The sequence below is a fragment of the Cytobacillus oceanisediminis genome (assembly GCF_022811925.1).
Lineage (GTDB): Bacteria > Bacillota > Bacilli > Bacillales > Cytobacillaceae > Cytobacillus > Cytobacillus oceanisediminis_D.
This window is the reverse complement of the sequence record NZ_CP065511.1, coordinates 3,288,273-3,309,984: the sequence shown is the minus strand read 5'-3', so window position 1 is coordinate 3,309,984 and position 21,712 is coordinate 3,288,273. Positions and strand designations below refer to the sequence as shown.

The 21,712-nt window shown below is 35.5% G+C and carries 15 protein-coding genes and 4 pseudogenes; 13 read left to right on the top strand and 6 right to left on the bottom strand.

Going from position 1 to position 21,712, the window contains the following annotated elements:
- Window positions 1-116: 116 nt before the first annotated feature.
- Window positions 117-1,031 (top strand): DUF4240 domain-containing protein, encoded by a 915-nt coding sequence (locus IRB79_RS16695; protein WP_243503548.1) that lies wholly within the window; start codon window positions 117-119, stop codon window positions 1,029-1,031.
- Between the two features lie 218 nt (window positions 1,032-1,249).
- Window positions 1,250-2,505, top strand: a pseudogene (locus IRB79_RS16690) (IS110 family transposase); the annotation flags it as partial.
- 862 nt (window positions 2,506-3,367) lie between these two features.
- Here IRB79_RS16690 and IRB79_RS16685 read toward each other — a convergent pair.
- Genes IRB79_RS16685 through IRB79_RS16675 form a run of 3 tightly spaced genes read right to left on the bottom strand, consistent with a single transcriptional unit; the run spans window position 3,368 to window position 7,041 of the window.
- Window positions 3,368-4,450, bottom strand: a complete 1,083-nt coding sequence (locus IRB79_RS16685; protein WP_243503547.1) for a Ger(x)C family spore germination protein — start codon at window positions 4,448-4,450, stop codon at window positions 3,368-3,370.
- Window positions 4,443-5,528 (bottom strand): GerAB/ArcD/ProY family transporter, encoded by a 1,086-nt coding sequence (locus IRB79_RS16680; protein ID WP_243503546.1) that lies wholly within the window; start codon window positions 5,526-5,528, stop codon window positions 4,443-4,445. The genes IRB79_RS16685 and IRB79_RS16680 overlap by 8 nt, the downstream gene beginning before the upstream one ends.
- A 19-nt stretch (window positions 5,529-5,547) precedes the next feature.
- Window positions 5,548-7,041, bottom strand: a complete 1,494-nt coding sequence (locus tag IRB79_RS16675) for a spore germination protein (protein ID WP_243503545.1) — start codon at window positions 7,039-7,041, stop codon at window positions 5,548-5,550.
- A gap of 633 nt (window positions 7,042-7,674) precedes the next feature.
- Between IRB79_RS16675 and IRB79_RS16670 the strand changes: the two genes are divergently transcribed.
- Complete coding sequence (locus IRB79_RS16670; RefSeq protein WP_243503544.1) at window positions 7,675-8,274, top strand: tyrosine-type recombinase/integrase; 600 nt, start codon at window positions 7,675-7,677, stop codon at window positions 8,272-8,274.
- 562 nt (window positions 8,275-8,836) lie between these two features.
- Window positions 8,837-9,175 (top strand): annotated as a pseudogene (locus tag IRB79_RS16665) (transposase); the annotation flags it as partial.
- Between the two features lie 215 nt (window positions 9,176-9,390).
- Here IRB79_RS16665 and hxlB read toward each other — a convergent pair.
- Window positions 9,391-9,948 (bottom strand): 6-phospho-3-hexuloisomerase, encoded by a 558-nt coding sequence (hxlB, locus tag IRB79_RS16660; RefSeq protein ID WP_243503543.1) that lies wholly within the window; start codon window positions 9,946-9,948, stop codon window positions 9,391-9,393.
- 8 nt (window positions 9,949-9,956) lie between these two features.
- Window positions 9,957-10,589: a 3-hexulose-6-phosphate synthase gene (hxlA, locus tag IRB79_RS16655; RefSeq protein ID WP_243503542.1), complete on the bottom strand. Its 633-nt coding sequence runs from the start codon at window positions 10,587-10,589 to the stop codon at window positions 9,957-9,959.
- A 229-nt stretch (window positions 10,590-10,818) separates the two neighbouring features.
- Here hxlA and IRB79_RS16650 point away from each other — a divergent pair, with 229 nt between their 5' ends.
- The 5 genes and pseudogenes from IRB79_RS16650 to IRB79_RS16630 all read left to right on the top strand — a co-directional run bounded on the left by IRB79_RS16650 (window position 10,819) and on the right by IRB79_RS16630 (window position 14,525).
- The gene (locus IRB79_RS16650) at window positions 10,819-11,184 is read left to right on the top strand and encodes a transcriptional activator HxlR (protein WP_243503541.1); all 366 of its coding nucleotides are present in this window, start codon (window positions 10,819-10,821) and stop codon (window positions 11,182-11,184) included.
- A gap of 140 nt (window positions 11,185-11,324) precedes the next feature.
- Window positions 11,325-12,607: pseudogene (locus IRB79_RS16645) on the top strand (histidine--tRNA ligase).
- A 223-nt stretch (window positions 12,608-12,830) separates the two neighbouring features.
- The gene (locus IRB79_RS16640; RefSeq protein ID WP_243503540.1) at window positions 12,831-13,268 is read left to right on the top strand and encodes a VOC family protein; all 438 of its coding nucleotides are present in this window, start codon (window positions 12,831-12,833) and stop codon (window positions 13,266-13,268) included.
- A gap of 94 nt (window positions 13,269-13,362) precedes the next feature.
- A pseudogene (locus IRB79_RS16635) lies at window positions 13,363-13,533 on the top strand (dipeptidase PepV); the annotation flags it as partial.
- 494 nt (window positions 13,534-14,027) lie between these two features.
- The gene (locus IRB79_RS16630) at window positions 14,028-14,525 is read left to right on the top strand and encodes a DinB family protein (protein ID WP_243503539.1); all 498 of its coding nucleotides are present in this window, start codon (window positions 14,028-14,030) and stop codon (window positions 14,523-14,525) included.
- Between the two features lie 758 nt (window positions 14,526-15,283).
- Here IRB79_RS16630 and IRB79_RS16625 read toward each other — a convergent pair.
- Entirely contained in the window at window positions 15,284-15,871 is a 588-nt protein-coding gene (locus IRB79_RS16625) for a TetR/AcrR family transcriptional regulator (protein ID WP_243503538.1), read from the bottom strand.
- Window positions 15,872-16,204: 333 nt separating this feature from the next.
- On the opposite strand from IRB79_RS16625, the gene IRB79_RS16620 reads away from it, so the two are divergent.
- The 4 genes from IRB79_RS16620 (at window position 16,205) to IRB79_RS16605 (ending at window position 21,566) form a co-directional block, all read left to right on the top strand.
- Window positions 16,205-17,086 (top strand): M48 family metalloprotease, encoded by an 882-nt coding sequence (locus tag IRB79_RS16620; RefSeq protein ID WP_243503537.1) that lies wholly within the window; start codon window positions 16,205-16,207, stop codon window positions 17,084-17,086.
- Between the two features lie 74 nt (window positions 17,087-17,160).
- Window positions 17,161-18,942, top strand: a complete 1,782-nt coding sequence (locus tag IRB79_RS16615) for a hypothetical protein (RefSeq protein ID WP_243503536.1) — start codon at window positions 17,161-17,163, stop codon at window positions 18,940-18,942.
- 19 nt (window positions 18,943-18,961) lie between these two features.
- Entirely contained in the window at window positions 18,962-20,302 is a 1,341-nt protein-coding gene (locus IRB79_RS16610) for a type IV secretory system conjugative DNA transfer family protein (RefSeq protein ID WP_243503535.1), read from the top strand.
- Entirely contained in the window at window positions 20,295-21,566 is a 1,272-nt protein-coding gene (locus tag IRB79_RS16605; RefSeq protein ID WP_243503534.1) for a hypothetical protein, read from the top strand. Before IRB79_RS16610 ends, IRB79_RS16605 begins: the two co-directional genes overlap by 8 nt.
- The last annotated feature ends 146 nt before the right edge of the window (window positions 21,567-21,712 follow it).

Sequence of the window (21,712 nt, the reverse complement as noted above, 5' to 3'; positions counted from 1 at the left end):
TTAATCACCTTTTTTGTTGAATTCCTTATTGAACAAACGATGCAGTTATGTTGAAGAGTGGCAATCGACTTTCGGTAAATAGTTATTAGGTAATATATATTCCAGGGGGAACATAAATGGCTAAGAAAAAATTAAAAATTACAGTATCAATTGGTGACGTTTTTGCTGTAATTATACCCGATGGTAGATATGGGGCTATTAGAGTTGCTGACCTCAATGACAATTCTTATCTTATTATCACAACCCCATATATTGGAGTAGAAATCCCAACTATTGAAAATGAAGTATTAGGTGATATTCTTCTTCAGAATCGCTTTTTTTTCAATAAAAGTCGTGCATTGATATGGCTTGAAGGGAAGGTACCTAAAGAGATTATTTACATTGGGAATATTCCTTTTACGGATAATAAAAGAAAAATAATATGTAACTCATATGGCGGGAAATGGGACAATTCTGCTGGAATAGAAGTTTTTTTAGAGTGGCGTTGGGAATATGATAGGGAAAACTTTGAGAAAGAAATTAGGGAAGAAGAAAAAAGAATTAATGAAGAACATAAGAAGTCACAAAAACCTAAGAAAATGATGAAAGATGAAACCTTTTGGTCAATTATTTCCCTACTTAATTTTAATGACAAAAATGATGAAGAAGAGATATTAGAACCCGCTGTTAACACATTGGCAAAAATGAGTGTAAAGGATATAAAAGAATTTGAAGAAGCCCTATCGCACAAGCTCTATTTGTTAGATACAAAAGAACACGCCAAAAACATAGGAGAATATTCATATGACGAAGAAACTCAAGACTATTTTTCTGCCGATTTATTCTTGTATTCTAGATGTTCAGTGATTACTGAAGGAAAAGAATGTTTTGAACTCACTATTAAAAATCCTCAAAATATGCCAAAGGATAATTCATTTGAACCTTTACTGTCTTTAGCATCTGAAGCATATCAAAGGAGAACTGGAAAAGAGTTTGATTATTTAACAGGTTGTGATTATGAAACCTTCTCAAACGATTCAGGATGGAAGTAATTTTTTGTTTTAAATATTATATTGAACCTTTCTTATTCAACTACAGGGTGCGTGAGTTAAGAGCAGGGCTGTAGTTACGGCAGCTTTTTCTTATTGTGCTAAAGGGGCAGGTTAGCATTCCTGTAGATCGTTATTTTTGAGCTTTGAAAAAAATAGGGCTCCTCAGTAAGATATGAGTAAGACACGACTCTAACTCAAACTTAGGAGGAACCCTTACTATGAAGTTTAAAATGCAGGACAAACAAAATCAACTAATAGAAAGAATTACTGATAAACATCTTGTGGTTGGTGTGGATATTGCACAACAATATCACGTAGCCAGAGCAGTGAATTTCCGTGGGATTGTAGTAGGAGATCCAATCACTTTTCCAAACAACGAAGAGGATTTTCGTCCCTGTTAATCTGGATTAATAGCATTAAAAGATTACATAAACTTGAGGCTGCCATAGTTGGTATGGAACCTACCGGTCATTATTGGATTAACCTTTCTAAATGGCTGATGAAACAAGATATTGAGGTAGTGACAGTTAACCCTCATTTGGTGAAAAGAAATAAAGAAAACCGTGATAATACCCAATCAAAGAGTGATAAAAAAGACGCTCTTGTAATAGCCGATATGGTGAAGAACGGTTACTATGCCTTTGTAAGGAATACTTCTGAGTCGTTTGAAAAGCTCAGGGTGCTCATGTCAAATCGGGATGTCATTGTTAAGAGGCTTGTAAGCTCGATTAATCAATTGAATCGCTGGGTGGATATTGTCTTCCCCGAGCTTAGGCAAGTATTTAAAGACATCACTGCTAAAGGGGCCATCGCAACACTTCGGCTTTTCCCGTCTCCGATGGAACTGGGTTCCATGAAGCCTGAAGAGATCGTGGCCGGGTGGAAGTTACTGATGAAGCGACAGCCTGGATTAAAGAAAGCCTATTTACTCCTCAATGTAGCCAGGAAATCAGTTGGTACAAGGCAAGCATTAGAAGCTTATAAATTTCATCTTGAACAATTACTCGAAGAGTATGACCTTGCGATTCAACAACTTGAAAGAGTTGAGCTGGCAATTAAGGATGAACTACCTAAAATTCCTTTCGCGAATAAGTTACTTATGATTAAGGGAATTAGTGAAATTTCGTTAGCTGGTATTTTAGGGGAAGCAGGAGATTTAAGTGGTTTTTCACACGGCAACTCTTTACTTCGCCATGCAGGACTCCATCTAGCCGAAGCCAGTTCAGGGAAGTGGAAAGGGCAAATTATCATTTCAAAGCGTGGAAGATCAAGGTTAAGACGTTTCCTCTATTTAGCTACTATGAGTCTGGTAATGAACAACCCGGAATTTAAAGCCCTCCACTCGAATAATGTTAAGGTCAAGAAAATGAAAAAAATGAAATCTATAATGAAGCTCATCGGGAAGTTAGCTAGGATCTTTGTAGGGATAGCGCGAAAAAACGAAGCTTATTGTGCCAAGAAGGTCCAGCCGTTAACTGAGTTGCGCGTAGTTCAATTCACTTTTTCTCGAAGAGAATCATTACCTTATATTTTTAAAGGTCAGTGTTGGCTTATTCGCAGGATTTCAAATATGTACGGAGTATCAGGTTTGTTCAACAAAAGGGCACTGACCCATCAGGTTAGCATAACTGGCCTCCACCCCTTGGATAGGCATGACGAAGGAATGAGAGGGCAATTGACCCGTTGAGACATGGGAGGGAAAGCCTCCAAGGGCTGGCGTGGAGAAGTACATCATATGGTAGAATTTGGAGTATAATCCTACTCCTCTATTTAACTATGTCTTCACGTAGCCATTTGTCCAGAATCTACTTTTTTCAATTTAGAAATATATATCCATGGAGGATGAAATCCTGCGAATAAGCGAGCATTCGTGAGTAAACCGTATTAAACTGAGGGAGTAGAATAAGGAATTCATACATTTTGATGAATTATTTAACCTAAGTAAACTTATGTAAACTGGGTGAGGATTAACTTTGGTTGTGGTTAAGGAGGAAGCAAAGTCTACTTGTGATAATGAAGCCCCAAACGATCCTTCTCTTGAACATTTGAATTTCTCTATAGGAATTTAACTGATCTTGTCCCACTTACGCTTACAAGAACTAAGTAAAATCAATTCCTTTCCTTGGCTTTCTTATATTTTGACTAACTGGAAGACTTTTAAAAGGCATGAGTCCAAAATGGAACTCATGCACTTTTTAGTTAATAGTTATCAACTATGACCTGATATGAGACACTTAAGCATTCTTTGTCGAAAGAGAAGGGCTGAAACATAAAAAATAGTATACCAAAACTAGCGTTATCTAATGTATATAGACAATTCCTTAATGACCAGAATATTAATCGATAGTTCCTGTTTGCTGTATTTCAACATTTGCTTTTACAGAGACTTTTACTTCTGGATAATACATGTCCCACTGTTTTTCATCAAATGCACGAAAGTGTTCCTTATATTTGGCTCCTAGACCCAATGGATCAACTAGCTGCTCCTTAAATTGTGTAAGGAGAGTGACAGCTTTTTTTTCTACTTCCTGTTCTACCTCTTTTTGATATTTCTTCTTATCAAAAGACTGTCTTTGTTTTTTAGAAGAAGAAAATTCCTGAAGTTTAGTGCTCATTTTAAGATTAATGGTAAACTCCGGTCTTCCATGAACGATTTTCACTTTATACTCGGGATTTGAATAAAGAGTTTCCAGAACCACCTTATCTCCATTTTCAAGCATAAATGTTTGCTGGCCATTACTTCTGTTTTTTTTTAGTAATGTTTTAAATATATAAACGTCTTCCATTGGTATGGATGTAATATATTTATCATATTTAAAAAACGCCATTCCAGTGATTCGGATGCTGCCATTTACATTTTTTATTATTGGTAAATAGGGGTCTTGGCCAATTTGAAATAATTGAAATAAGAAAGTCTGCAAATTGGTTTTGGGCAGCTGCCCGAACTCCATGTTTTGATCCAGCATTTCTTGAAGATAAATGGAGATATTATCATTCTTATCCTTATTTAGGTTTAATACATCTTTAGCTTCTCCATCCACGATAGCCAATTGAACGATGCTCCCGATAAATGGATCCCGATTCAGAGTATCTATAATATCATTAATCCCTCTTTCTGCCAGGTCTTTTCCATAAAGAGCTATCCTAAGCTGACCGCTTACTAATCGAAAATGTGTTTCAGTAGTTAACTTTGTCCTAATTTCCTTACTGGAATGTCCGAATGCTGATTTGACTTCAGTTGAAGACTTGTCTTTTTTAAAAATTGGAATTGCAACTGACCCTATTATGCCTCCTTCATCAGCAAAATCATAGCCTACAGCCTGTATCATACCAACCTCATTCACAATATTGGTTGGGAGCAAGGAACATCCTGATAATAATAGGATGACAAACATCCAGAGTGCTGTACGGTTAACCACTTTGATTCCCCCTTTTAAACAAAGTAAAATAAAGCAGGAGCAGAGGGATATAAACATAAAAGACGTACAAATTCATATGAGTAATATAATTATCCAACATCTCTTTAAATTGTTCGTTTGTTAATTGACACAGCAATATACTTACTAAAATAAGGGTCAGTAAAGCATACTTTTGCTTCATATTAAATATCTTCTTTAAACCTCTGCTTGAACACCATAATAAAAGTGATATCAAAGCCGTTACAATAATTAAATACATGGAGATATATAAGTATTCAAATCGTTCCAAATAAGACAACTTTATTATTTTTATAAGTGAAAGCTCAGGCCAGATTGTCGTTTTTAATTGCTCTTCACTATAAAAGGTGAAAGAAACAATAGAGGATATGGTATAGAGCAGAGTAGTAAAAAGTACACCAAGATGAGCAAACTTTTTGGATTCATCAGGATTCCGGATAAACGGATAGAACATTAATAATGCCTCTGTTCCGGCTATGGTGTACATCGAGCTTTTAAGGGATTCCAGCATGTCCTTAAGTGAGTGATTCATAATGGGAAGCAAATTAGAAAATTGAGCAATTTTTAAAGGGAAAATATATAGTACCAATATAAATATTTGCGGAAAAATAAAAGATAAAAAGGACATACCGACGACGACTCGGAATCCTCCTGAAATACAATAATAAACGAGTATTAGAATCAAGGCTGATATGACCAAGGATGGTATTGTTGGAAACATCCAAACTTGAATGATTTTTATGAATTCCAGCATGACAGATACACTTGCTAAAGCATAATAGCTGATAATGAAAAAACTTAAGAATTTTCCAAGTAACTTGCCGAAAGCAGCAGTGTGCACATCAATAATATCCCCATTTGCTTTTTCTAACAGTTTATACATGACCCAAATAAAGACCTGAACCAGACACCCTGCAGACAGGACATTAATCCATGCATCATATCCTGCTTTCTCGGCAATTGTTCTCTGAAAACTTAAAATTCCAACACCGACCTGTGAGTTGTAAATGATAAAGAAGACTAAATATGGTGAGACCTGGTGCCTTATACTTACTTTCAAAAGTAATCACCCTATAAAATTATTCATAAAAATCATTCAATGGCTCAGGATTCTCTTCGCTGCTTGTATATTTTTTTCTTTTTTGCGGTCTTAAGTTTATTGGATTAGTTTTCTGCATGGAAAAGGGAAGCCTAATCCATAAATCCTGAAATGAAGTTTTTCTTAAAGGAAATTGGCTTAAATAAGGCCGCCCAAGTGACGTCAGCCTTAGTATATGGATCAAGGTAAATATTAAGCATATATAAACACCCAATAAGCCGAGCCATGCAGCCAGAAATATAACAGGAAACTTAATAAAACGTATGGTGTTGCTGAATTTGTAAACAGGAGAGGTGTATGAAGCTAGCGTTCCAAGTCCCACAATTATTAACAGGACATTACTGGTTAATCCGGCTTCCACTACAGCTTGTCCAATTACAATACCGCCTACAACACCGAGTGATTGTCCTATTTTTGTCGGCAAACGAATTCCTGCCTCCTTTACCATCTCAATCATTAGTTCTAAAAACAGCGCCTCCAGAAAGGGAGGAAAGGGGACAGTAGCTCTTGAACCTACTAATGGATCTAGTAAGCGGGCTGGTATTAATTCGTAATGGTAGGTCATGATTGCCACATACATCGGAGTGATGAGAGTTGAAATAAACATGGCAGCAAAGCGCAATAAACGGAAGAAATTGCTAATGATCCACGAATAGCTATAATCTTCCATTGCAATAAATGATTCCATTAAAGTTACTGGCAGGATAATAAGGTTTGGTGAGCCGTCAACAGCAATGATAATTTTTCCTTCAGTAAGACCAGCTGCCACCCTGTCTGCTCTTTCTGTTGTAATTGATTGTGGAAACAAAGAATTTGAATTGTCCTCAATCATGGATGAAATATAGGAACTATCCTGAATATGATCATATTTAATATCTTTGATCCTTTGAATGACGGTGTTTATATTTTCCTGATCAGCAATCCCTTTTACAAATAATACTGCTACTTTTGTTTTTGATAATTTTCCTACAGTCATTTCCTTGACGATAAGTTCTGGTATGGGCACTCTTTTTCGGATGAGATTAATATTAGTATCTAATTCCTCAATAAATCCGACCTGCGGGCCTATCGCGGATGCTTCCAATGTCGGCATTCCTACATCGCGAAATTTACTGTTTGCGACATTCACTAATAAACAAATTTCATCATGTGGCTTTATTCGTATAGCCAGATACCCATTCATAATATTTTGGATAATTTCATCTGAATCCCTGGTAAGAATCATTTCCTGGACTGGAATAGTGCTTTTTAACTCTTTTAATGAAAACTGCTCCTGTAAGTAGGGCAGAACATCTTTATGCAAGATGTCAGATGAAATAAGAGTACGAAAATAAGATATCCAAAATGGACCTTCTTCTGTTGAAGTAGAAAAATGAACGAAGTCATTCGAATTAGAAAGGATTTCCACCCATTTTTGATTATTGTGTTTGTAGGGGCCAAAGTCGCCATTATTTCCACTGCTCTTAAATTTCATAGAAAACCTCTGCAATGATTTTTTCTTATTATTTGTGAACCTGGATAAATTATGCTAAATGAAGGCAGTTTGCAGTGTAGGTTTTGTAGATAAATTAGGAATTTGGTTTAATTCTAATAAGTAAAACAGTAGAGGCTTATATTTATGAGCGGCTAACCAAACCGTGCAGCGTTTTTGTTCAACTAACGATGCAGCATTCCTTTAATAGAGGAAAATGTATAAGTTTGTGAACTAATGTACTTAAACATAAGGGTGCTTTAGTTTAACAAGCGTATAAACAGTTTTCTGGACTTCCAAAATAATGGGAGTCCAGATTTTTTTTTACAAAATCATAACAGAGCCAAAAACTTAAATAATAAGCCGGATATGCCATTGGATGATATTGCTCAAATGGTTGCAGTAGATGTTTCACTTGTTTACAAGGTCAAACTGAATTTAAAAGGAGGAGTGTTTTTTTTGAAGATTGATTTACAGGTGATTCGCAATAAGTAAGAACAAGATTAATATTACTGATCAGAATTGTCAGCTAATATTATTTGTTTTATATTACGTCTTATTAATAAAGTATATAAAAAGATAAATTAGTTAAAGATTGTTATAGGTTAGCATTAATTAAAGAGAAGGGGTTAACAAATGAAAGAATCAAGAGATTACTGGAAGAGTAATCTTGAGGATGAATCAACAAGGGCGGTTCTGGATGAATATTTGTTAGGTTTAAAACTTGAAAATAAAGCAGAACGAACAATAAGAAATTATCGTTGGTTTCTAGAACGTTTCTTTAGTGAGTGTAAAGTTCCTTTAAAACTATTAACAACTGAAGATGTGAGGAAGTATCTTAATCATTTCACTAAGAATAAAAAGGAAAAGACAGTGGACGCTTACCTATCGGCACTTTCTTCATTTTTTCAATTTTGCCTCGCTGAAGAATATATAGAAAATGTAATTATCAAAAAAAGGTGGAGACCCAAAATACCAATCTCCTTACCAAAGTATTTAACTGAGAAGGAGTTTGCTAAGATGAAAATTACAGCAGAAAATTTAGCTCCTCGTGATCGTTCACTGATACTCTTTTTATTTTCGTCAGGATGCAGAAGTTCGGAAGTTTCTAATCTATCTATTAAAGATATTAATTTAGAAAAAAGAACTGCAGAGGTAATAGGAAAAGGAAAAAGAATTAGAAAGGTACATTTTTCTGAAGAGTGTACAATTGTAATGACGTATAATACAAATTAACGCTTTAATAAAAACGGTTATAAAATGTCCAAACCCTTGGTATATATGGGTTTGGACATTTTTTATTTGCGTTAAGAAGGATTAACGCTTATTTTATGAATTAACACCCATTTTGCGAAATTTCTTTTTTTAACGGGGTCAGATTTTGGAACGAGCCAAGGTCTTACCCTATAGTGGATGGAAATCCACTATAGGGTAAGAATTCGTAATTTGAACCAGGTGGCTTTTTCTTTTTGAGCAAACGGGGCAGCATTCGTGTAATGAAGGAAAATGGAGTTTGAACAAAAAATAACCTCTTGGTTTACCAGCCGCCTTGAAGCGGTTTTGTTCTTAAAAAAACTGTTCATTATAAGTAGATCTTATTACAACGTGATGAAATGAAGAAATGATACCTTTGGAATAGAAGCAAGCTGCTTATAAATAAGTGTTTTCGACTTTCTGTCAGGTATCCAATCCAATTGAAACAATCCTTTTCATAAAATAATGCCCTTTTTCGTTATTATATCACCCTTTCTTTCAATGATGGATTGAAGGGAGTTGCAGACTAGGTATTAATGAAAAAAATATTAGACGTTTTGAAAACAATAAGCAGCTAAACGCATACGCTGGTATTGATATTCGCCGTTACCAATCAGGTAAGACCTTTTACAAGGACAAGATTAATAAACGTGGCAATAAGCATTTACGTAAGCTCCTTTTTATCATTATCCAGAACATGATTAAACTACGCCGTTTCAGTCAAAACCATATTGTTGATTATTACGATAAATTAAAAACGCAACCTTATAACAAGTGCCATAAGGTTGCATCCATTGCCTGTGTGAATAAGCTTTTGAAGATTATCTTCTACCTTATTACACACAATATGAACTATGACTTCCGGTTAGCCACCCAATCATAGTTTAGTACATAATACCACAAAATCAGGTCTAGTTAAAAAACGTGAAATCACTAGGCCTATTTGTTATACCTATAAATCTGGACCCTCTTCAAACACAACGTTGAAGAGGGTCCATTTATACAGAAAATAAATTAACGTTTGAAGGTGCATGACTAATCGTAAGAAAGACTGCAGAGCTATTTAAACTCTACAGTCTTTTAAATATTGAATGATTCTTATTCGAGATTGGCATGCTTTCCATACATCTTAGTTGTATCCAACCCTTTTTTCTCCATGAATCTTAAGATAATCGCATCACAAAGAAGGAGGAGGGTTTGCTCAAATAGTGAGCCCATAGGCTGTATGGTTTTATAATCGCCTTCCGATTGATCTTTAGGGGATCCAGGCAATTTAACTGTGATATCGGCTAATTGTCCAATCGTGGACTCAGGGAAAATTGTTACAGCCGCTATTGTTCCTCCGATATTTCTTGCTTTTTTCACCATGGAAATTAAGCTTTTCGTTTCACCTGAACCTGATCCGATAATTAATATGTCATCTTCCTCAAAGTTAGGTGTTACGGTTTCTCCTATTACATAGGCATCTATCCCCATGTGCATCATTCGCATAGCAAATGATTTGGCCATAAATCCAGATCTACCTGCGCCTGCAACAAAGATTTTTTTTGATTCAAGAATCCCATTAACTAATTTTTCAGCTTCATCATTCGAAATTAAATCTACGGAGCGATTTAACTCTTTTATGATTTCAGCTAGGTATTGAGTTGTATTCATGATCTGAATTACCCTTGATTGATCATTTGTTGTATTTTGGCAGCAATAGCTTTTTTATCAGCTTGTCCAGTAATCCCGCCACCTACAATGACAAGGTCTGGTTGTACTTTGATGACTTCTGGAAGTGTGTCTAACTTAATACCACCTGCGATTGCAGTTTTAGCATTTTTTACAACACCTTTGATGGTTTGTAAATCTTCAAAAGAGTTCTTTCCAACTGCTTGAAGATCGTAGCCAGTATGAACACAAATATAATCTACGCCCATAGCGTCCACTTCTTTTGCACGTCCAGCAAGGTCTTTTACAGCAATCATATCAACAAGGATTTTTTTACCTTGTTTTTTCGCTTCTTCAACAGCACCGTTGATTGACATATCTTCAGCAGTTCCAAGAATTGTGACGATATCTGCACCTGCTTCAGAAGCTTTCATTACTTCATAACCAGCTGCATCCATGATTTTAAGGTCTGCCAAAACTTTTAGGTTAGGGAAAGCTTCTTTTACTGCTTTCACAGCATGAAGACCTTCATTGATTACAACCGGTGTACCGATTTCAACGATATCAATGTGCTCCTCCACTTCTTTAACTAACTCAATTGCTTCTGGGATATTTACTAAATCTAATGCTAATTGTAATTCCATCTATATTCACTCCTGTTAATTTTTTTTGTATTCAGCAGTTTAAAACCTATACGGCTAGACTTTTTTTCCTAATTGGGTATTACTAGTATTACAGCTTGAATCAGGTGTTTGCCGCTGAACAATTGCTAGTATATTACGTATGACATTATATTAAAAGTACGCACTTTTATTTTACATAGTGACTAAAAGTATACTATTGGTTATAATTAGGTCTGGAGGTGGTTTCAATATGTCACGAATGCAGGATAAAGTATTTAACTGTGAAAAAGAATTAACCCTTTCGGTTATCGGCGGTAAATGGAAAATGCTGATATTATGGCATTTAGGCAAAGAAGGAACAAAACGATTTGGTGAATTAAAAGCTCTAATGCCCGGGATTACGCAAAGGATGCTTGTTAACCAATTAAGAGAATTAGAAGAAGATTTAATTGTTAAACGAGAAGTCTATCCAGTCGTTCCTCCGAAAGTGGAATATTCTCTGACTGAACAAGGAAGAACTCTGATGCCTATCCTGGATGCCATGTATAAATGGGGTAAGGATTATATGGAGACGGTCGTGGAAAGTTCTCCTGGAACGAATGAATCAATTAAATAAAAGATAAATGAAAAGAACTTATATGGATCTGTTAAGCCAGGGTAAATAGGAAGGCTATTTATCATTAAACCGTATTTGATTAAGTTAAACACTTAAATCAAGTGCGGTTTTTTATTTTTTTAAACTTGGAGGTAATGAAAATGAAGAAAATGGATTATCAAAATGTAAAGGGTACACAAGATTACTTACCGAATGCTGAAGTGATTAGAAGAGACATTAGAAGAACTTTAGAAGACGTATTCATCCAATACGGATGTAAACCATTGGAAACCCCTATATTAAATTACACGGAACTACTTGCTTCAAAATACGGTGGTGGGGCTGAAATATTAGAAGAAATATATACATTAACTGATAGAGGGGATAGAGACTTAGCTTTACGATATGATCTCACTATACCGTTTGCAAAAGTTGTTGCAATGAACTCGACGCTTAAGATGCCTTTTAAGCGATATGAAATTGGTAAAGTATTTAGAGATGGACCAATTAAAACAGGAAGGTTTCGAGAATTTACACAATGTGATGTTGATATTGTAGGAATAGATTCACAAATAGCCGAAGCTGAATTAATGGTTATGGCATTGGATGCATTTAGAAACTTAATTTAAAGGTATCGATCCAATACAACAATCGAAAATTACTAACTGGAATGCTTGATGTATTTGGTACATAATCTCAAAAAATTAATAAAGTAGTTTTAATTCTAGATAAGCTTGCAAAAGTCGGATTAGGAGCTGTTATTTCTGAGCTTAATGATCAAGGATTATCAAATTCAACGATAATGTTAATTAAACAGTTTTTAACTGATGAAAGGAATTCAACTCTCAGCTATTTTGAATCTTTTTCCGAACAAAATGAAGAGGTAAGGCAAGGTTTAAATGAATTAAAAGAGCTGGAATCCTATCTAGAATTTCTAAGTATTAATACACAGTGCATTTTTAATCCATTCTTAGCAAGAGGTTTAGAGATCTAAACGGGTACAATTTATGAAATATTCTTATCTGACCAATCTATAAAATCGAGTATTGGGAGTGGCGGAAGATACGATAATGCAATAGGTGGGTTGATAGGTACAAATGAAAACTTCTCAACAGTAGGAATATCATTCGGCTTAGATGTAATTTATACGGCTGTGAGTACATCTGAGAAGGAATTAAGAGAGAATCCGAATATAGATTATTATATAGTTCCACTAGGTACTCAAAAAGAATCCTTGTTGGTAGCAAATTATTTAAGAAATAAAGGCTATAATGTCGAATATGAAATGAGCAACAAAAAGTTAGGCAAGGCTCTTGATAAAGCAAACAAAGAGAAGATTCCTTACGTGATAATTATTGGAGAGAATGAGGTGAAAAATTATCAATTCAAAATAAAAGATATGTTATCAGGTGACGAAAAGTTTGAATCATATCTGTTTAAATGATTTAAAAAATCTTATTCAAGTAGCCTGTGTACTTATTTTCAGAATCAGCTGCCAAACCAGGTGGCTTTTTCTTATTCAACAAATGGGGCAGCCGTTTTCGCTTCTTTTATTGAGGGAGGTTTGTTAAAGAAGGATATTTTCTGTTTTAAACGAATTAGAATTTGAAACAAATCTTACACGAATACAGGTATTCAAAATAACAGGAATATAGGAGGTATGAGATATGAAGATCAATAGAATAGATCATGTGAGTATAAACGTAAATGATCTTTCAGAGGCTAAAGCGTTTTTTCTTGATTTAGGACTTGAAGTGCAAGCGGAATGGGAATTGGATGGAGAACAGTTGGATAGAATTGTTGGGCTTAATGATGTAAAAACGGCCTGTGTAGGATTGGGGGTGCCAGATGGTCAGGCATGGATAGAGCTAGTCAAATTTTATACGCCTTTAGATGAAAAAGGTATTCAGCAGCCTTTTGCAAATACGCTGGGTATCCGACATATTTGCTTTGCTGTTGAAGATATTGAAGCTATTGTTGCAAAATTGAAAACGAAGGGCACGGAAATCTTTAGTGAGATACAGCAATATGAAGAAAGTTATAAGTTATGCTACGTTCGTGGTCCAGAGGGGATTATTTTAGAGTTGGCGGAGCAAATCAGCTAAATATTAAAGTCTTCTTCTTAAACTATCGGGTGCGATACTTTTAGATCCAGCTGCCATTCCAGGTGGCTTTTTCTTTTTTTCTTACGAAACGGGTTTGGGCGGGGGAACATATACAGCGTTAATGAAAAATGCAGTGGCTTACGGTGCGCTTTTCCCTGGTAAGGTAGATAGCTCTCACCAAATTGATGAATTTATAGAAATCGATGATTTAATCAATGCGACAGCCATCTATGCCAAAGCATTATATGAATTAAGCCACTTATAAAATCAAAGGCCAGGTATGTCGTTTTGCCAATAGGTCAACCAGAAAAATAAAATGTACCCTATAAAGTAGACACTTAAAAAGGTCTGCCCTATAGGGTACTTTATTTGTCATGATGAAGGAATAAAAGCTGGATGAGCCGAATAAGTCATAGTGATCATGATATTGTTGTATTCTCAAAATAAATGATTGGAGTATTTCATTGAGAATATTTTTTCGTTATATGGCCGACAGTCGAAAATGAAGGTTATTTTAAGCGTATGAATGGCTTTTTTCGAAATTGATTGAGGATTATTGTTATCGCCACCTGGAAATTTCGGATTACCCTGCCATGTTGGAGAGAATTAGAAGCTGGAGAGAAAGGTATGTCCAATATGGAAGGGACCACTTGGATTTGGTTTTTACCTTTTTAGGACCGATTAATTTATACTATAGTCAGATTTTTTCTTGTCTTTTAACTTTGAAAGATTACACTAAACAGTGAGGAGATTGGTAGTATGCAAGTTATAACCAAAATGTTTTTAGAACAACTCGACATGCATTGCCATGAGAATGATTGGTTTGCATCCATGGATCAGGCGCTTCATGGATGCATCGCAGCTGAGGCAGCATGGGCAAGTTCGGGAATCAGCAATTCGATTTGGCAGATTGTCAACCACTTGATATTTTGGAATGAAGACGTAATCCATCGAATCAAGGGCACAGAGAATCCGCATAAGGCAGAAGACAATGAAGAAACCTTTGGAAATCCGGGGGATCCAGAAGACGAAATTGGATGGACCCAGACAGTGCAGCGCCTTAATGAAGTCATGAATAAATTAAAAACGGTCATTGCGGACCTTGACGATGAAAAGTTAAAAGCTCCGTATGCAGCTAACAGGTACTCTATTGAGCGTTTACTCGGCAATATCATGATGCACGATACGTATCATCTCGGCCAAATTGTTCTTTTGCGAAAGTTGCAATCCTCTTGGGGTGGCGTTGATTGGTCCTAAAGCACCATAATTCAGCGACCTTCCTCGCCCAGCCGTAGAAGCAGTATTGACGGTGTGAAGCCCTCTTCATTCTCTATGGTGAAGCGGGTGATTTTCCTGCTTTATGGATGGCTAAAACGGGTGTGTTAGTCAAATAAATTAGAACGTATTTGCAGAGCGATCTTTCGCATATTTCATTGTTCAACAGTCGGGCGCTTTTCTTAAATAAGAAGGCGTCTTTTTGCATGTATAACACATTTAGGGATTGAGTTTAATGAGGTGTAAAAAAAGATTGTGAAGTCCTGTACTTAAAGTAAAGGGTGCTTTTATTTAATAAGGGGAACTAAATATTTCTAGTTAGAAAAAGGAATGTCTTCAAAATTGAGACATTCCTTTGGATTTTCTAGAGTACAACTTACTTTCAAAGGGAACAACTTACTTTCATTATGACATTATGCCAGGGCTGTGTGCCTTATAGAGTTAGTTGACATAAAAAAAGTGGATATTAATTGGCCGGAACGCATGATAACGATCCCAAAAGGGAAACGTAAAAAAGAGCGAATTGTGCTATTTACACAAGAGTGTGGGGAACATCAGAAAAGCCTTTTTATACGCACGCGAGGTCACACTCCCATTTGTAAGAGCTGGGTGTTCACATTCAAGCTTTTTTTGTTATGGCACTAAAGGGGCAGAACTTTAACGACCTTTTTCGTCAGTATTTTGATTTTCCCCTTATTTTTGGTTAATATGGAACAAGTCAGATGTCCTGGCTGGTTTTATTACGAGAGTAATCGCTTTAAAAAATAATGAATTTGTTCCATATTTGGCCCGCTTCCATAAACTCTTTCTAAATGGATTCCTTTATATAAAGAAAAAATGGAATTTATAATTGCCTCCTTATTCAAATCTTCTGGAAGTTGTTTTAATTCAATCCCTCTTTTTATGGCTGTATCAAATAGTTTTAACCAGTTATCGTGTGCTTTAGAAAGTTTCATTCTAATCACTTCGTCGTGTACAGAAAGACGAATGAGGTCATTATAAACTAATGTCCAATCTTTCCGATCTTCTAAATGGAGACCAATTTGAAAGTATCCAGTAAAAAACTCTAATATTTCAAAATTATCTTGACGAATATAGGGGATAACTACCTCTTGAATAAAATTAAAATTTCGATACACTTGTTGGTCAATAATATCCAACATAATATCTTCTTTTCTTTTATAATGGGAATAAAATGTAGCTTTTGATTTCCCCGCTCTTTCCATAATTAAACTGACTGGCGTCTGTTCATATCCAAGTTCGGCAAATAGTCCGTAAGCCACATCTAATATAAGTTTTTTTGTTCCTTTTCCTAATTCCTTAGGCATATAATTCCCCCCATGTTTTTTTATTAATTGGTAAAAAAGCCCATTGAGTTATCAGAAAAATGGAAATAAAATAAAATCAGATTGCGACCGTCCGGTCGGTCAATAAATTTGAAATAAATCAAAATAGTTGTTAGTTATAGGAGAATATTTATCCTGCGTTTATATGAACTAATTGTCCCTTTTGGATGTTAATGTTCTCACTCAGCAAAAAAGTATGGAAAGATTAATGTATGTAAATAATGATATACCGAATTTTATCAAATAATAAGATTTTTATTTCGTAAAAATTTCCATATGAGTAAGTTTGTTTAACTTAAAAGGAGGAGACTTTAAATGTACTTAGTAAGCTTTTTGAAAAATCTCAAAAAGAAGAGCAATTGGGGAATCATTGTTTATATGTTACTAAACTGCTTGCTTTTTTTACCATTATTTCAATCGGGCACGAATCTTAGAGAAACATTGTCCCTCATCTTCTTCTGTGTTTTATTTTATTTGATTTCCCTTGCTGCCATGCTGTCTCCATTAGGTGAATTTATTTTAAGACTTAGAACTGGATCAAGGCCTATTAAAAGGCGGGATTTAGAAAGAAAACTAAGACCCTTATTTGATAATGTTTATCAAAAAGCAAAAATCAAGGATCCCACTTTACCAGGCAATATAAAGTTATTTATCCACAAGAGTCCAATTCCCAATGCTTTTGCAGTGGGCAGAAAAACGGTCTGTGTAACCCAAGGTTTGCTGGATATACCTGAGGATGAAATAGAAGCGATTTTAGCCCATGAATTCGGACATCTTTCACATAAGGATACAGATTTTTTATTAGCTATTACAGTCGGTAATATATTTGTTAATATTGCACTTTGGTTCATTAGGCTTATTTGGATTATCCTTACCATTCCTTTAGGAATTGTACTTAAGATGCTATCAGAAGACGTAGGTGAAAAGTTGCATGGGGTTATCATTCAATTTCCTGTTTGGGCCTGGACAAGGTTTGGATTGCTGTTTATTCAAGCATCTTCTCGGCAAAACGAATTTGAGGCAGATCGTTTTGCAGCAGATTTGGGCTATGGATCAGAGTTAGCTTCAGCATTAGACCGTGTTGCTGGTCAAAGTCCGGATATTGGAATATTAAAAGCGATGTATTCCACACATCCTGATACTGACGAAAGAATTGGTAGACTTCAAGATTTAGGAGCTGAATATGTAGCCTATTAAGATATGGATAGAAGTTACTGATATTTAATAATATTGGTAACTTTTTTATGCAATTAGTAAGGGAGAAGGGTACTTTGAGCTTTTTAAGAGTAATAGAGGCTGCTATTGCTTTTTGTTTGGCTGTAAAAGAATTAGTTTCTCAAGAAATTGAAAATATTTCTAAGCGTGAAGGGAAGGGTAGGAAGGATCAGTCTAATGACAACAAGGGTCATAAATTCCCGCCAAGAAGTGGGAGTACTAAGCGGCTGAATGCGGCTAATCAAAAAAATAATAATTCTATCGGGAAGCAAGCAAGGCCTAAAAAAAGTAAATTACATAATAAACAGCTAAATCGACGCCTTAGTTCACCGAGTAATGAGGCTAAAAGGAGAAAAAATCGATCAAGTACATATTACAAATTAATGAAAAATTCTAAAAGAAACAAAGGTCAAAAAGATCGTCAGAAGAACGGAGTTAATAGACAGAAAGCTAATAGGAATAGAAGGAGCAAAAGGATCACTGCCAATAAACATTTGAATAGAAAAAAACAGGAGTTAGGGAAAAACAGATCATCTAACATGAGACCGTTAAGGTCCACCTTCAATGAGAAGAGACAATCACCCGTAAATCGGAGGAATACGAAAGGGATTAAAAAGAAGCAGTCAAGGTCTCATGCTAATGAGAAGAGACAATCACCCGTAAATTGGAGGAATACGAAAGGGATTAAAAAGAAACAATCAAGGTCTCATGCCAATGAGAAAAGAAAAATACCTGTAAAGGGGAAAAACACAGGAGCTTCTAAAGAAGTAATAAAACAACGAAAAAACCAGCGTAATCGCCAAAACGGCAGAACGAACCCTAGCACGAGCGGCAGAACGAGAACAAATATAAAAAGAGAGTTTGGTAAAACCGTAGGGAATTTTTCAAAAGAAGTGGAAGGTCTTATAAGAGCCACACCAAAAATTAAAGGACGTATAAAAGAAGATTATAACAAGGTAAAGTCCACTTATAAGAATCTAAAACAAAAATTCGACAAAATTCGAGAAAAATACAGGGAAATAAGACGAGAGAGAGAGAAGCAAAAAGAAATAAAAATAAGAGAAAACGCCAAAGCAAATCAACAAGAAAAGAAGAATGAGGAACAGAACAAAACACAGCAGCAGCCTGAACCAAAGAAGCCGATGGCAAAAAAGAGCCCCCTACTAAAGAAAGAGGAACCGAGCAAAGGGCAAAAGAAAGAACAATCGAGTAAAGAGCAAAAGAAAGAACAACCGAACAAGGAGCCAAAGAAAAAAGAACCGAGCAAGGAACAAAAGAAAGAACAGCCGAACAAGGAGCCAAAGAAAGAGCAACCGAACAAGGAACAAAAGAAAGAACAATTAAGTAAAGAGCAAAAGAAAAAACAACTGAGTAAGGAGAAAAAGAAACAATCGAGCAAAGAGCAAAAAAAGGAAAAGGGGCAAAGCAATGAGTCAAAGAAATGGAAGGAGCATAAAGGCGATAAGAACCAAAATAATACTGTCGAGAACGTAAAAAGTACAAAAAAACAAGGCACTTCGAAAGAACAAAAATACAAAAAAAATATAGTTAAGGACGTAAAAAGCGTAAGGGGTCAGAATAATCAGAAAGGAAAAAAGCATAAAAAAAATATAGTCAACAACGTAAAAGGTGCAAAAAATCGAGGAACTTTGAAAGATAAAAATAAAAAGAACAAACAAAGTTATCCTCAAAAGATACGCAATAGGAGAGCCGCTCAAAAACATACACGAAAATCAAACAAGTTTCAGCATAGCCGACTTCGTCCAAGAACGGTTAACAGGAGAAATGTGCCTCGTCAATCTCCAGCTAGAAGTATGAGACCTTCTCGATCTAGATAGAGAAAAAGGAGAGATAGTAGTGTTTACTAAAAATGAAATCGAAATTTTAGAAGGAATGCGATTAGAAAATCAATATAGATTAAATACTCCACCAGAAAAAATACAATTCATCGGGAATCATCAGCAGATTCCACTACCTAAAAGCGTTTTGGAAAAACATTTATTATTTATCGGCGGAATTGGAACAGGAAAAACGAATGCCATGTTTCAATTGGTCGACCAATTAGTGAATAATCTAAATGATGAGGATGTCATGGTCATTTTTGATACGAAAGGAGACTTTTATAACGAGTTTTATCGGGAAGGAGTGGATGTTGTAATCAGTAATGATCCAACCTCTACTCACTATTGGAACATGCTTCAAGAAGCGCTTCTAGATGGAGAAGAAGATATGGAAACCGCGATAAGAGAAATGGCAACGGCTTTATTCGATATAAAGATTAAAAATAGTGGAGGCAATTCTTTTTTCCCTGCAGCGGCACGAGATGTATTAATCGGAATCATGAAGTTTTTAGTAAGGATCCATGAAAATAGCGGTGCAGTAGATATTCATGACGAGGAATACTTCAATATTATTAGCAATGAATGTCTCAGCGGCTATATTCAGTCCGTTCAGATTCAAGATTTAAACGAGGAGTTCCAAGAACACGAAGATTTAAAAGCATTGAACGATATGATTTCGAGAAAAAGCATGGGGCAGGCTTTAGGAGTAATGTCCGATTTGAGGCAAGTCTGCAGCGAAGTATTTATTGGGAATTTTAAAAAAGACGGTGATTTTTCAATTCGGGAGTTTATCCGAAATAAAGGCGGCAAAATCTTATTCATTGAGTACGATATTTCCATTGGCAGTGTGTTAGGCCCTATTTACAAGCTGTTGTTTGACCTAGCTATTAAAGAGGCACTGTCCCGTAAAAAAAGCGAGGGAAATGTGTATTTCATTATTGATGAGTTTAAGCTGTTACCTAACCTTTATCATATCGAAAGCGGCATTAACTTTGGCCGAAGCCTTGGAGCTAAATTTATCATTGCCATGCAAAACGTAGAGCAGATCCGGGATCCAAAGAATTATGGCAATGAATTGGCCAATAGTATTTTATCTGGAATAAGTACGACCGTATCCTTTCGAGTGACCGATCCTGCTACCAGAGATTTTATTAAAGGCCTATTTGGCACCCAAACAAGAAAAATATTACATCACAACACCTCATTCCATAATGCGGAGCATATTGTTACTGGGAATGTTGTGGAGGACTGGGACATTATGAATTTAGCCATTGGAGAAGGAATTGTAGCCTTACCAGGTCAAAACCCGATTAAATTTCAATTTAATGAATATATAAAGGAGAGGACCCATGAGTAATTTACCATCATTTAATGGTGATCATAATGCATTAATGCAATTTATCGGAGGCTATTTAACTACTGCTCAAACACAAGAGAATACGAATAAGCTGATTGGAAATGTTTTAATGTCAGGGGTTCCGAACGAAGGTCAAGCCGTCTTTATTAAAAACCTGCTTCTTCAATCTTTAATGGAAAATAAATCGATTGTCATCTTTACGAATAAAGATTCCCTATTAAATAATAGTTTAACTACCTTTCAACAAGAAATGAAAGGGCAAAAAAAAATTTGGAATCTTGATTTTTCTAATTTTTCAAAATCCGATACTATTAATCCATTTTCAAATTTGGCGGTTACGGAAATAAAAGATTTGATTATTGATATTCTTAAACAGCAGCGACCTATGAATGAAACAGAATCTATCAATATTGGGCGGTATGTAAATATGATCATTAAAGCACTTATGTCATCTAATCAATCCATAAAGCTAAATGAGTTAATTGATTACGGTGATCATAGGGTTGCAGCAAATTTAATCATGGAATCGGGGCTGCCAGAAGGAGAGAGGCAGCGGACTCAAAGATTTATCAAGTCTTTTGAGTTTGTGGTACTTTATGAAACGTATTTCGATTTAATTAATGAGAAGGGTTTAGGAGATATTTTTTCAGGTGAAGAAAATATTGAGGATATTCTCAATTCCGGAAACATCCTTGTAATAACGGTTGAACAGTCGATCAATAAAGAATCAAGCGAAGCCACGATTCAACTGTTAATGAAGCTATTATTAAAGAATTTTAGTAATAGGAAAATAGATGACGGGGCTTTATTCGTGTTTGATGGTATTCGTATGCAAAATATGGATTTGTTCAATAACATCCTTCAGCTAAACCAAACTAACAATGTAAGCAGTGTGTTTACAGTTGAAGATGTTTCGGAACAAATTAAACTGAGTGGGAATCAATTCATTGATAAATGTAAAACCTTTGCTATTTTCACCCAAAGTTCAAATGCAAATTGTCAGTATTGGTCTGATTTTTGCGGTTACCATGAAAGCACCCAAGTATCTTGGGGCTACAGTCCAAGTTCAAATGAAACCGGTAAAGGAAAAGGAGGGTTTGGATCGCAAGGTGTAGTTGAGAGACAAGAATATAGAGCCACGAATATGGGAACGAGTAAACAGCTAAAACCAATTTACCGTCCCGAGGTTTTTCGTGGTTTAAAAGATAAAGAGTTAATTCTCTTCTCAAAATCGGTAAACAAAAAACGAAAGATAAACCTTTAATCTAATATTTTTTGTATATATTTCGCATTAAAGACTAATCGCTCTACATATTTGCAAAAAATAAGCATAGGATTGAAAAAATTACTGGCTGTTTTTAATTTCTGACACATGATTTTACTAGTTTAAGTGAAAAGGATGCCCATGGG

Bases quoted from the DNA above. Each gene is read 5' to 3' on its own strand.
- IRB79_RS16630 (WP_243503539.1), top strand. From the start codon at position 14,028: ATGCAAGTTATAACCAAAATGTTTTTAGAACAACTCGACATGCATTGC.
- hxlB (WP_243503543.1), bottom strand. From the start codon at position 9,948: ATGAATACAACTCAATACCTAGCTGAAATCATAAAAGAGTTAAATCGC.
- hxlA (WP_243503542.1), bottom strand. From the start codon at position 10,589: ATGGAATTACAATTAGCATTAGATTTAGTAAATATCCCAGAAGCAATT.
- IRB79_RS16650 (WP_243503541.1), top strand. From the start codon at position 10,819: ATGTCACGAATGCAGGATAAAGTATTTAACTGTGAAAAAGAATTAACC.
- IRB79_RS16605 (WP_243503534.1), top strand. From the start codon at position 20,295: ATGAGTAATTTACCATCATTTAATGGTGATCATAATGCATTAATGCAA.
- IRB79_RS16670 (WP_243503544.1), top strand. From the start codon at position 7,675: ATGAAAGAATCAAGAGATTACTGGAAGAGTAATCTTGAGGATGAATCA.
- IRB79_RS16620 (WP_243503537.1), top strand. From the start codon at position 16,205: ATGTACTTAGTAAGCTTTTTGAAAAATCTCAAAAAGAAGAGCAATTGG.
- IRB79_RS16675 (WP_243503545.1), bottom strand. From the start codon at position 7,041: ATGAAATTTAAGAGCAGTGGAAATAATGGCGACTTTGGCCCCTACAAA.
- IRB79_RS16625 (WP_243503538.1), bottom strand. From the start codon at position 15,871: ATGCCTAAGGAATTAGGAAAAGGAACAAAAAAACTTATATTAGATGTG.
- IRB79_RS16640 (WP_243503540.1), top strand. From the start codon at position 12,831: ATGAAGATCAATAGAATAGATCATGTGAGTATAAACGTAAATGATCTT.
- IRB79_RS16695 (WP_243503548.1), top strand. From the start codon at position 117: ATGGCTAAGAAAAAATTAAAAATTACAGTATCAATTGGTGACGTTTTT.